This is a genomic window from Bacillus cereus group sp. BfR-BA-01331 (assembly GCF_022663915.1).
GTDB lineage: Bacteria > Bacillota > Bacilli > Bacillales > Bacillaceae_G > Bacillus_A > Bacillus_A mycoides.
Window position 1 is genome coordinate 22,239 of sequence record NZ_JAKUGJ010000031.1, and the last position, 13,284, is coordinate 35,522.

Sequence of the window (13,284 nt, forward strand, 5' to 3'; positions counted from 1 at the left end):
ATAGCTAGTTTATCAAAAGCTTTTAGCTATGCCAAACCGAAATTCATCTCCCACCTACCGTTGTGCTACGCTCTTCACACGCTTGAGGAAGGAGAATTATTTCGGGGAATTCGTTAAAAAGATTACCTCATCAAATGTATTTTCGATTTCTTCTATTAAATAATTTTTTACACCATAACACAAAAAAGACATGAGTCTATACTTCTCAATGACTCATGTCTTTTCTTTTTAAAGTTTATTCTACCGTTTTTATTAAAAGCAAATACTTCTACTTTGTGCTACTATATCGAAACACATACTTTATTTTATAAAAAGTATTATTTTAATTTTGTCAATTCCCAACATTGAGCATCTGTACCATTGTCTGGCCATTGTTGAATATTAGCACCATTGTTTTGTATACTACTCTTCAGATCAAGTAATTGGCCGCTATGCTTAGCTATCAATTTAAGCGTTCCATCCGAATTTTTTTCGATTTTCCATTTTTGATTATCTCCACCAATGTCTTCCCATTGTTCTACATTCGCACCATCACTGTTTGAAGCTCCGGACACAGTAAGCAATTTCCCACTATGAACTGCTTTGATTTTATAATACCCATCTGCCATCTTCTCTAGTTCCCATTTTTGATGATCTCCGCCGTTATAATCCCATTGTTGGACGTTTACACCATTATCCATTGAGGCGCTAGATATATCTAATACTTTTTGACTTCCTTTATTTTTGATGATATAGACACCACTGTAGTCAATCCCTTCAATACCATCGCAACAAAGTATTTTTGCTTTTTGCAATGTATCTTGTTGCAATTTTTCGTCTAAAATTATTTTTGTTAGTTTGTGGGTCAACTGTTCATTCTCATTGAGTAATTCTTCTGCACTCTGCTTCCCTTCGTTGAAGGCCCGAATTGCATCTTGTATTTTTAATTTTTCTGCTACGATTACTCCTGCAGCCGCTAACTCAGCTTCTCCAATACCTGTCACGATTTTCTTCTGTGCTTCTTTACAATTGCTTTCGTGAATAGCTGTCACTTCATTCGTCATTTCTACTTTACGATAAATTTGTCCATCAGGAATAAGCTTATATTTATAATCAACTTTTGCTTTGTTTGTCACTTTCTTAGGCACTGGGTTATCAATCAACACTTGGAAGGTGACTCTTGTCGTCGTCCCGGGCTCTACCGTACCAATATTCACGCCACTTTCTATATTGCCTGAGAGAGGGCGCCCATCTATCTGTAAACTGCCTGGAACCAACTTCGTTCCATTTGGAATTTGATCCTCAATTACGACATCGGTCAGTTGTGTATCACCTGTATTAGCAACTTCAATGGTATAGGTTATAATGTTACCTGCCTTGACATAAACTGACATGTCTTGCCGTTTCACTACCTCTACCTCTACTTTTCGAATGACCGTAATGGCTTCATTACTATCTGCTGTACCTGAAGAGACCGGTAAGCCTGGGGCACTTTGGAAATCATACACGACAGTAGCTTTATTCACCGCTCTATTGTCTGGTGGCACTTTTAATACTAAGGCTTGAAAGGTAACTTCCGTCGGTCCTTCGATAGATATGGAACCAATGTCTACTCCTTTTGTCGGATCTCCACCAGGTATAGGAACGCCATCGACTTGTAAGCTGCCTTGAACAAACTTTAATTCTGGTGGAAGAGTATCTTTTAAAATAGTTTTTTGTGCTTCGGTCATTCCACTGTTTTCAATTAATAGAGTGTAAGTAAGGATTTCACCCACGATAGCTGCTTCTTTATCTACTTCTTTATTAATTTTAATTTCTGGACTATTCACATCAATTTGAACACCCAGACCTGTCACGATATAACCATCTGATTTCGAAGTCAGTTGAACTAATGCCTCCGTTTGTGAGTTCTCCATAGCTGTAGAAGCGTCCACATTGGTAATATCCCAATTATAACGAACTGCTGGTCCGGCACTTCCTGGTGTGACATTTACATTCCCATAGGTACCACTCGTATCTAGATTCCCTGCATCATCATTAATTTGTGAAGCAAAGAAGTTGTCAATCGGATTATTGGGACCTGAGATGGGCTTTAAAGAAGAAGCATCTTTTCCAAAAAGTAACTGATCTCCTGGAATCTTTGAATCTCCTTCCATTGCGGTTAGCAACAATCTTGCTTTGACATCACCAAGTTCAGGCGTAGAGAAGCCAGAAATTTTCTGGCTTACTGATCCCGTTTTCTCAATCGATGCTGTTCCGACATGAATGTTCATATTTCGAAGAGGCAGTGTAGGATCTTTATAAACCACAGATAAAGTCCATCCCCCCACGTTGTTCCCTTTATATCTTTGTACTGTCGCTGGTACACCACTGACAGTATAATTACCAGCCCCACCTGCATCTATAAAACTAGTAACATTGGCAGAGCGAACATAAAATATTTGGTTCGCCTGAGCTACTTGCTGACTCGTAGTCGGATCTGGCGTAATGAGGGTACTCCCTTTTGGCGAGATTAACGTTATGGCCCGATCTATTTCACTCGTCACATCCTCGGTACTCGTTTTTGTTGATCCACCCCAAATTAACTCTGCATATAATACTATGCTTCCCGTTGGTAAGCGAAGCTGTGCAGCAGAAGCATTTTCTTTCCAATCCAGTGTGGTACCTGCAGGATATCCTGGTACCTGCTTAGACAAATCTAATGTGATAAATGCACCAATATCTGTATAACTGATATTGGTATTACTTAGACCCAGTGTGTTGCCAGTAAAAGTAACCGCTCCGTTAGTCGTGGTTGAATATCGCTGAATAAACGCCATGATTCTCACCCTTTCTCTATTTATCTATTCCTATCCCTACTTACAACCACAACATAGGTCTTTAACTTGATCTAACTTTTTCTTCAACTCTTTTTCCAGATTAGCAATTTGCTGAACTGCTTTCTTTGCACTCTTGTTAATTGCTAGCAAATCCGTCACTTTAATCTGGCCACCTCGAAATGAATTAATTGCTGCTTGAATCTTTTCGCCTTCCATGTAAAGAATCGTGGCTAGGCCTTTTTCCTCTTGTGCGATGGAATGAATGATTAAGTCACGTGACCATTCACAGGTTGTTCGTCCTGCTGGCACATTGGTTTGTACTTCGTTACTGACCGCATCTACATAACCACCTGAATACTGAGAACCCATGTAAGCTTTATTCCTAATCACTCCACTAGAATGAGGTTTAATCACTTCAACTTTAAATGTAATGATGATAGGCCCTTCAATGGATAGTCTATCAAGTACAATCGTTTTCGTTGGATCTTCACCAGGTTTTGATTCACCGTCAATTTCCACACTATTCGGGACAAACTGCACCTCTTCTGATAGAAAATCCTTAAAATGACAATTAGTAACATCAATTAGACTATCATTGGAAATGGTAAACGTATATGTTAGAATATCTCCTACCACCGCATCAATTTTGTCTACTTCCTTTTCTATACTCACTTTCGGAAAATTAGACATGTGCCTCTCCCTTTCTTTTCTGTAATTCATACCTTATTAGTGATGAATCAGATTCCCTATTTTTCAAAAGCATCTGAGGGAAAGTAAGACATCCTCTTCTTCTCTACTTACAACCACTACATAAATCCTGAATCGTATTTCTCTTGTTCTGTAGTTCTTGTTTCAATGTAGATAATGTTTGAGAAACACTATTTTCACTCTGAATAATCAAATTCTGTTCATTTTTTGTAATCCTGCCACTATTAAAGGCTTGATTTGCCGTCTTTATTTTTTCTGCTTCTGCATCCAGTAACTCCTGAATGGCCTTCTCTTCCTGTTTAATTGAAAATTCAATGGTACTTTGATTGTTCTCACAGTTAGTAGGAGGACGCACAATCACTTTTGTCTCTGTTATATTACTGGCCGCTTCTCCTTTTTTGATAGGCGTTCCAGAAGCACTTTCAAATTCATAATTTAAGGTGGCTTTATTTTTCACTAGCTCATCTGGAGGAATATTGATTACTTTCGCTTGAAATGTCACTTCAATCAGTTCTCCTGTTCCTACCATTCCTAGCTTAATCCCATTATTTACACTCACACAAGGTTGAGGCACACCATCCACAAAAACACTACCTGGAACAAACTTCAACTCTTTTGGAAGGATATCTTTCAAGATAGTGTTTTGTGCGTCAACCGGATCCATATTTGTTACAAGAACGGTATAAGTCAAAATATCTTTTACTTTTGCCTCATTTTTGTTTACTTTTTTATTTATTTCCATCTTCAGACTATCCTCCATTAATCTATTCGCCTCAGTTTTCATATTTACATACCCCCGACTTTGAGACATATTTCATCACCCTTTCCATCATCGAATCAAATTATATATGGATGTTATGAGCAAAAATCACAAATTTCTTGGGTAACAGCGAGTTTATCTTTAAGCACTGATTCTAGTACGATTAGGCTGTCTAACATATCCTCCACACTTTCATTGACAGCGATGAGATCTTGGACTCCTATTTTCTTATCTCCAAACGCACGAGCAGCTACTTCAATTTTTTCTGCTTCTGCCCGCATAATCCTAGCAATGCTTTGTTCCGCCTCAGCAATCGTTTGGATAATCTGATTTTTCCCTTCTTCACAGGTAGGTGGCTCAATCACTTCAATCCCAGGTTTGTTACTAATACTCGTCGCTGTCGAAATAGGTAAATCTGGTCTACTCTGAAAATCAAAGATCATCGATGCTTGATTATGCACCACTTTATCATCAGGCTCTTTCATGATTTTCGCTTGATACGTGATGAGGACTGTTTCTCCTACAGCCAAAGTACCAATGTTCACACCCTTAGCAATATCTTGTCCTGGCCATGCCGCACCTCTGATTCGTAAACTATCTGGTAAATATTCAAGTTCTGGATCTAAGTAGTCCTGAAGAATCACATTAGTCGCATCTACATAGCCATCATTTTTTACTTCCAAAGTGTAAGTTACTATTTCACCTACTACAGCTTGTTTTTTATCCCCCGACTTATTCATTTTTACGATTGGGCTATTGGCGTCAATCTGTACTCCATATCCACTCACCAAATAGGTATCTTGCGCCGTCGCAATACGGGCGATTGCCTCGGTTTGACTATGATGCAACGTGTGAGAAATATCTACATTCGTGATATCCCAACCCGATCGTACGCCAAATCCGTCTGATCCAAGAGGCTTATTGAGCGTTCCAGCAGTTCCACTAGTATCTAAATTTCCTAGATCATCGTTAATCTGCGACGCAAAAAAATTATTTCCAGGATTATTCGGACCAGATATCACCGAAAGCGACGAACGATTGGGACCAAATTCAAAGCGATCGCCAGGAAGATTAGAGTTTCCTTCCAGTGCCGTAAGCATGACACGTCCCTGGATATCCCCACCTTCTGGGGTTTTAAAATTATAAATCAACTCATCCACTGGAGGATTAGACATAGAAATCACTTGAGACCCAACATAAATATTCATATTTCGAATTTTAAGTAATGGATGTTTATAAGCGACAGCCAACGTCCATCCCACTGTATTGGTAGAAGCTAGAAAAAAAGTACAATCTCTTACCGTTCCGGGAATACCACCTACTATATAAGTTCCAGCTCCACCTTTTTGTACAAATTCAGTTACATTCGCAGAGCGAACATAGAAAACTTGACCGCCAAAGACGGACTCTTCTCGTGCAGTGAAGGCATCTGGTGCGATGGATACAGTAGCAGCTGGGGTAGTAAAAGTAATCGAAGTATTGATAGCTGAACGAACATCAGTATATTGATCTTTAGTCGATCCACCCCAGATCAACTCGGCATACAATATTTCACTGTCTGCAGGGATTCTCAGCATAGCCAAAGAGGAATTTTCTTGCCAGTTCATTGTACTTCCAGCTGGATAGCCTGACACTTGTTTAGAACTATCTGTTGTCAAAAAAGCCCCAATATCTGTACTTCCATCTGCATAACCTAATGTATTTCCTGTAAATGTAATCGCACCATTGGTTGTTTGGGTGAAACGATGAATAAATGGCATATTCTTCCCCCTTTTCAATCTAAATAAAGCTATAAATTCTTGTGCTTCTTTCTCATTAATCTACTAACAACAAATCTGCTTAGCAATTTCTAATTTATCTTTTAATAATTTCTCCAACTGTGTAGCTTTTTGGACTACTTTTTCGACACTCTGATTAATCCTAGCAAGTTCTTGGGCAGAGATTCGTTCTTCTTCAAATGCCTTTACCGCTTCTTGTACTTTTACACTTTCTGCTTGAAGGATTTTCATCAAACCGAGCTCTTGTTGTGCTACTGATTCAAAAATCTGATTTTGTGCTTTTTGACAATCGGTCTCCAACCACGCCGTAATTAGGTTACTTGTTACTATTTCCTCACGCACATTGCTACCTGGTTTCAGCTGAAATTGATAAATTGCCTCTGCTTGGTTATCTACTTTCACTGGCAACGGACTCTGTAACGCTACTTGAAATGTAATCACAGCTGTTTGGCCAGGAATTAATGTACCAAGAGGAATTCCTGTTGTTAAATCATCAAGCACCGGTGCACCATTTACTTTTAAACTCCCTGGAACGAGTACCGTTCCTGTAGGTATGACATCTTTAATAGAAATTGCATTTACTGAAGTATCTCCATTATTGGTAATATCGAGCGTGTAGGTGATAATATCTCCCTTTTTATCGTAAACCGAACGATCTTCACTTTTCACGAGATCGACTTGTACATGCTTAATGATAGTATTTACTTCATTTGAGCTACTAGATCCTGATGTGAGAGGTAAACCCGCTGCACTTTGGAACTCGTAATCCAGCTTACCCGTATTAGTCACCTTTCCATCTGTAGGGACTGCAATCACTTTCACTTTAAATATGATCTCGACTGGCCCTTCTATGCTTACAAATCCGATATTGACTCCTTTAGCTGGATTTTCTCCGGGTTTGGCTTGCCCATCGATAGTTAAGCTGTTCTGCACAAATTCTAACTCATCTGGAAGAATATCTTTAAAAATGGAATTCTGAGCTTCTACTAGTCCACTATTTTCTACTAAAATTGTGTAAGTTAACTCATCTCCGACTATTGCTATATCTTTATCCACTTGTTTGTCTATCTTGAGCTCCGGACTATTCACATCAATTTGAATCCCTAATCCAGAAAGGATGAATCCGTCCATATCTGTTTTGAACCGAGCAATCGCTTCAGTTTGTGAGATTTCCATGGCGTTTGAAATATCCACATTCGTAATATCCCAGCCATAGCGCTGTGTAGACTGTTTTTGCCCTGGGGTTACATTACTATTTCCCGCTGTCCCACTAGTATCTAAATTTCCACCATCATCATTAATCTGTGAAGCGAAAAAGTTATCCACTAAGTTATTCGGTCCAAAAATGGCTTGTAATTGGCCTGGGGATGGACCAAATAAAAATTGGTCCTTAGAAATGAAACTATCGCCTTCGATAGCAGTCAATAAAGCTCTTGCCTGAAACGGCTTGGATTCAGGTGTCCCAAAACCTTTAATTTTTTGATCCACTACATTCCCTCTTTCAACAGATGCCACACCAACATATAAGTTCATATTTCGTGAAGGTAAAGAAGGATTTTTATATATAACAGCAAGTGTCCATCCTGCTGCATTACTTTTACTTGGCCGTTGGATTGTGGCTGGTACCCCACTTACAGTATAAGAACCTGCCCCACTCGCCTTTATTAGTTTAGTAACATCAGCTGTACGAATATAAAATGTGTGATTTTCATGCACTACTACTTGGGCCGTTGTCGCATCAGGAGATATTGTTTGTATTGAACCTTGTGGGTTAGTTAAGGAAATGGGAACGTTAATATCTCCTGTAACATCCACTGCATTAAATTTTGAGGTACCTCCCCAAATCAACTCTGCATACAGCACTTCACTAGCTACAGGAAATTTCAGAACTGCTTGAGAAGCATTCAATTTCCAATTCAATGTACTACCTATTGGATAACTTGGGACTTGTTGGGTAAGATCCAACGTAATGAATGCTCCAATGTCATTATAGCTAGGATTATTCGAACCAAATCCTAGCGTATTACCTGTAAACGTCATCGCACCATTTGTAGTCGTTGTATAACGCTGAACTATTGACATTCTCTTCGTCCTTTCTATAACAACTAGAATAAAAACTATTATTTTATTTTTTAATAAAACTTAAGCGGGGATTTTAATTCATATAATTGCCTCCTATGTAAATATTTGATAACACAAATTATATTTCACTCACTGAAAAACTATATCTATAATTAAATGTTCTTTCTATTTATAATTATTTATCTGATTTTTCAGGTAAATATATTTCAAATCCAGTTCTGCTGTTAAAATCATTTAATAGGAATACCACCACATCTCTATTAAGCTAATAATAAAAAAATGATATCATTCAAATTTTTCAGTTAACAATTATAAAGGTTTTGATATTTGGACAGATTGTAACTCCTAGTATTTATCGTTTGAAGGTTGGAACAATACAGACAAAAAAGCAACTAATTGAAATTGGTCGCTTTTTTGTCTTCTATTTACTTGGCCTCTTATAGTGAACAGCCGAGATATGTGTAAAAATAGGTCATAGACTTACTTTTATGGTTCTGGTGCAAAAACTATATGACTTATGTAACTAATCTCTGAAACTTGGACATACTGATACTAGTATTCTAAAAAAGGACGTGATTAGTATGGAAAAGCAAAACCTATTCAAACGGAAACAGATTATTCAGTATTTTCTTTAGGGGATTGAACAAGCATGCACGATTGCCCAAACTGTTCAATTGGACAAAACATTGGAGGAATGGCCTGGTGAAACCCCGGGCGGTGTGCTACGCAATATTGCATCTCACAACTCCTACCATTTAGGAGAAATTGTGCTGATTCGCAGATTATTTAGCGCTTGGCCACCGCCAACAGGCGGATATCCGGCCTAAACAAGGAAAGGGTTCCACCCATCCCCATCAACTTAAGAAAAATAAACGCCCCCAAAACGAAAAAAATGAGCTGACTTCTCAAAGTAACTACCTGTAGAGAAAGTGAATTTTGGTTTTGGGGGTACTTCAAAACCTTAGCTTGATGACGATGGGGTACCGCCAGCATTTCGGAAAAAAACCATGCTAAGAGCATGCAAGGTTTTATACAGTTTTTCGGCTAATCCAGTAACAAACAAGAACCCTAAAACCGCGCCAGGATAGGAATGTATAAAAAAATGCATAGATCCGTAGAACAAAAAAAGGAGGTTCCCTTGTGAGAGTAGGGATCCGCCTTTTTCTTTCTACCCATAATAGGACTTTATGTTAACTTCTATGAATACAATATACATCCATCTCATAAGAAAAACCGCTAGGAAAACATCTTGACGGTCCTTTTGTGTATAAATCCCATGAGGAGTGATAGATATAATCCGGCACTCGTAACCATGTATAAATCGGTATGTTTTCGTTTTCCAAGCAGGTCAAACATATATAATTCACTGTCTGTTTAGACTTGCGTAATGGCTAAATTCCTTATTGATTATTTTATCGTGAGCTGGCGCTACTTGTGGACCTACCGAGTTGATGCACGTTACCAGAATATGCTTCCCGTCTAGAGATCCGACGGCTCTCGATTCATACCCGAAAGTACCTCCGGCATGCCCCCAGTAAGATTGCCCGTCCGCTGTTTTAAATTCATAAATCCCTAGTCCGACTTTACCAAAAGGTCCATCTACTGTTGTGTGCATCTGGTCCATCATCTCTTGAGTCAGAAGCTTCCCGCCCAACAACGCACTGAAGAAGGTAGTCAAATCATTAACTGTTGAGACTATATCTCCCGCCGCATTTGCCCATGATTGATTCATTTCTGTTAAATCATACAAATGACCCGATCTATCCATATTATATCCTGTGGCATGCTTACCCGGAATTTCGTGACTATTTCCCATCACAAATGTCCCTTTCATTCCAAGCGGTATGATAAACCGTTTCCTGATCTGCTCCGCATACGTTTCTCCTGTTACCTTTTGAATAATTTGACCGGCTAGTACAGTATTCATATTGGAATAATTCCAGCCCTTCCCTGGTGCAAATACAGGTGGCTTTGAAAGTCCAAGGTCGATAAGCTCATCGACGGAATAGTAACGGTATGGATTTTGAGGCAAAGTAATATCTCGGAAATCCAAATCTGTATAGCTAGCAAGCCCACTTGTATGATTCAATAACTGATGGATCGTAATTTTGTTGCCATCATACCCTTCACCTTTTATGACACCTGGCAGCCATTTTTCAACCGAATCATCCAGATTCAATTTTTTCTCGTCAGCCAACTGTAATACAACGGACGCTGTGAAAGTCTTTGAAATACTTCCAATACGGAATGAAAAATTGGACTCCACCGGGTTTGGTACTTCATAACTGGCTGTACCTGTAGCGTAAGACCAGCGTTTCCCGTTCTGTAACCCGCCAGCTATGACACTTGGGACTCCTTTGATGGTTACCACCTCATCAATGACGTGTTTGACTTCATCCCGATGCTTGCTTTTCTTTTCCTTCTCTGTCTCCACTTGTACCGCGCCTTCAGTCTGTACCGGGTTTACAGACCCATAAGCAGAAAATACCAGTGTACTCGCCGATATAGCTGTTAATGCAAGTACAGCTCCTTTTTGAATCTTGAGTAATTTCATAACGTATCGCTCCTATTATTTTGGAATGTTGTGTTGCTTTACATCCTCACCTTATCCCCAAAATTGTTAAATCGGATAGTGATGAAACCGCCAAACTTTTGTTGACACTCGAAATTGGACTTGTCACATATACCATATGACAAACTGTCAAATATCTCATGTGACGTGCTTGTTACAGTAAATTCTAACTGTTTACCCTCTCTTTCGCTTGACGGATCAGAAGTTTATGGTGCATGATAGGTTTGATTTATTCAGAATTTATTTTAAAAACTACAAGTAGGTGTGCATAATCCGTGTTCTCTATAATAAAAAAATGGTTCTGGTATGATTGGATATTTGTGGCCATACGAACGCTTTGGATGGTCATTATCATAAGCGCTAGTTTTATCAAACCGTCATTAATCGATGCGTCTTTTTGGGTCTTATTTTCTTTTGCTTTCGTCGTTTATCTCGTTCCATTAATCGCCTGGTGTAGAAATGCAGATTGGTATCTTGCAGTCGACGTCATGGCAGCGGGGGTTTTTCATCTTTATTTAGCCTATACAGCACCGGATTTACTTTGGTCTTTCGTTTTACTTGTGATGAATATCGGCTTGGCCAGCAATCGAAGAACCTATGTATGGACAGGTATCCTCTGTGGAATCATATTGCCGGCATTGAACGGTTGGATCGCTGGTCGTCTCCCGTATGAATTTATCGTTAGCAACGGTTTTGGATTCGCCATCGGCTTCACGTTTAATATACTAATTCAGTCCCATAAGCAAGCCCTAATTATTCATGAGCAAAAGCTATTGTTGGAGCAGCATATTGAGCGGATTGAGGAACTTACGCTGATGGAGGAGCGCAGCCGGCTGTCACATGAGCTGCATGACACGATTGGCCATACGCTTACCTCACTCATCGTCGGCGTCGAATCGCTGCGATCGTCCGTACCGAATTCACAGATAGAGAGGATCGATTCGCTTGTCGGAATCGCCCAACACAGTCTGGTTGATATCCGAAAACATCTGCATCAGCTCTCTCATACTCCATTGAACCATTCGTTAAGTGAATCTCTACGGCAATTTACCGAAGATTTTATGAAGTCAACAGGTATAATGGTCAAATTCCGTGTGATCGGCAGCGAGACTCTCGTTATGCAAAAAATAAACTTTTGTCTATATCGTTGCCTTCAAGAGTCTCTGAACAACGCGGTTCGGCACGGTTCGGCGAGCTTGATATCCGTTCAGTTGTATTTCGAGAGTCAGCAGCTCAGGTTACAGATCGAAGATAACGGCATCGGAATGGAAGAAATCCAATTTGGATTTGAACTTAATGGGATGAAGGAACGACTTAAGCTATTTCACGGCACGGTGTCCGTGCATTCCGAGCCAGAACAAGGAACTTTCGTCATATGTAATATTCCGTTGCAGACAGAGCCTGCACATGATACAATCCGCCTGCTGCTCGTTAACGACCAGGTGATCATTACCGACAGTTTGAAGCAAATTTTGGATCAGCATACTGATTTTAACGTAGTTGGTACAGCCAGTGACGGTGGCGAAGCATTAGAACATTGTGAGCGGTCCCAACCGGATATCGTGCTAATGGATATTAGTATGCAGGGAATGAGCGGGATTGAAACTTTACTTGAGATGAAACAACGATGGCCTGATATGAAGGTTGTGTTCATGACAACGTTTGAGGATTCCTTGCAGGCAGCAACTGCATTGGAGCACGGGGCGGAGGGCTACATGCTGAAGTCGATTCATCCGCGAGAGATGAAGGAAGCCTTGAAACTAATTTATAACGGAGGAATCTGGATCGATCAATCGGTCGCTACGCGAATTTTCGAAGAGATGAAAAGTCAACGCGAGCAATTGGAGAAGATCGGTTCAAGTCAGGAAAACTTCCCGTACGGGCTTACGAAACGTGAAATGGAGATTCTGGAGCATCTGTCAGGTGGACTGCGTTATAAGTCTATCGCCGCCAAATTATTTTTATCGGAGGGAACGATCCGCAATTATTGCTCGACTCTCTACTCGAAGCTCAGCGTCAACAACCGCGAAGAAGCAATAAAAAGGGCCCGAAAGGAAAATATTGTGTAGATGGTACTCAATATATAATCATTTTTCCGTATTCGGGCACGGCAACGATTACTATTTTTTGGGCCACTCATTATTTTAAGTAACAGAATTAGAGTTCCGTTAACTTTTGGAATGAATTTAACAAAATTTGTTTACTGAACACCTGTAAATATTGCCGGAAAATAAGTGGACGGAATACATTTAAAGAAAATCTTCTTGAAAACTTCAAATTTAATTACCTTAAAGTCATTGTTTTATCATACATTTCAAAGTTTTTTACAAGTGGTCCGAAAAAGAACGAATCGTCGTTATCCCCCATGCCCATCAACCCCCAAAAAAACAAATACTTTAAAACGAGAAAATTGGCATCTTTAGGTGAAAATGTACATTTTTTTTGTTTTTGGGGCGTTATAAAATTCTTAAGTTGATGGGCATGTGGTGCTACCCCATCGCTATCAAGCTAATAAAAAGAAATGCCCCCTAGAATGAAAAAAACGCCATCCTTTCCTATAATTCTACAGAAAGAATAACGTATTTT

The 13,284-nt window shown here is 39.5% G+C and carries 7 protein-coding genes and 1 pseudogene; 2 read left to right on the forward strand and 6 right to left on the reverse strand.

The features are described from left to right. Nucleotides 1-317: 317 nt before the first annotated feature. The 5 genes from MR155_RS27760 to MR155_RS27780 all read right to left on the reverse strand — a co-directional run bounded on the left by MR155_RS27760 (nucleotide 318) and on the right by MR155_RS27780 (nucleotide 8,126). Nucleotides 318-2,798, reverse strand: a complete 2,481-nt coding sequence (locus MR155_RS27760) for an RICIN domain-containing protein (RefSeq protein ID WP_242311642.1) — start codon at nucleotides 2,796-2,798, stop codon at nucleotides 318-320. A 36-nt stretch (nucleotides 2,799-2,834) separates the two neighbouring features. After that, nucleotides 2,835-3,488, reverse strand: a complete 654-nt coding sequence (locus MR155_RS27765) for a DUF11 domain-containing protein (RefSeq protein WP_078205712.1) — start codon at nucleotides 3,486-3,488, stop codon at nucleotides 2,835-2,837. Between the two features lie 103 nt (nucleotides 3,489-3,591). After that, nucleotides 3,592-4,317, reverse strand: coding sequence for a DUF11 domain-containing protein (locus MR155_RS27770; RefSeq protein ID WP_313897567.1), 726 nt, complete (start codon nucleotides 4,315-4,317; stop codon nucleotides 3,592-3,594). Between the two features lie 44 nt (nucleotides 4,318-4,361). Further along, a complete protein-coding gene (locus MR155_RS27775) occupies nucleotides 4,362-6,026 on the reverse strand; it encodes an alpha-helical endospore appendage domain-containing protein (protein WP_002193452.1) in 1,665 nt (554 codons plus the stop codon). Nucleotides 6,027-6,089: 63 nt separating this feature from the next. After that, nucleotides 6,090-8,126 (reverse strand): DUF11 domain-containing protein, encoded by a 2,037-nt coding sequence (locus MR155_RS27780; RefSeq protein WP_201038262.1) that lies wholly within the window; start codon nucleotides 8,124-8,126, stop codon nucleotides 6,090-6,092. A 608-nt stretch (nucleotides 8,127-8,734) separates the two neighbouring features. Here MR155_RS27780 and MR155_RS27785 point away from each other — a divergent pair. Then, a pseudogene (locus MR155_RS27785) lies at nucleotides 8,735-8,953 on the forward strand (DinB family protein); the annotation flags it as partial. A gap of 536 nt (nucleotides 8,954-9,489) precedes the next feature. Here MR155_RS27785 and MR155_RS27790 read toward each other — a convergent pair. After that, nucleotides 9,490-10,680: a serine hydrolase domain-containing protein gene (locus MR155_RS27790; protein ID WP_242311646.1), complete on the reverse strand. Its 1,191-nt coding sequence runs from the start codon at nucleotides 10,678-10,680 to the stop codon at nucleotides 9,490-9,492. Between the two features lie 293 nt (nucleotides 10,681-10,973). Here MR155_RS27790 and MR155_RS27795 point away from each other — a divergent pair, with 293 nt between their 5' ends. Further along, nucleotides 10,974-12,767, forward strand: a complete 1,794-nt coding sequence (locus MR155_RS27795; RefSeq protein ID WP_078205500.1) for a helix-turn-helix transcriptional regulator — start codon at nucleotides 10,974-10,976, stop codon at nucleotides 12,765-12,767. Nucleotides 12,768-13,284: the final 517 nt, after the last annotated feature.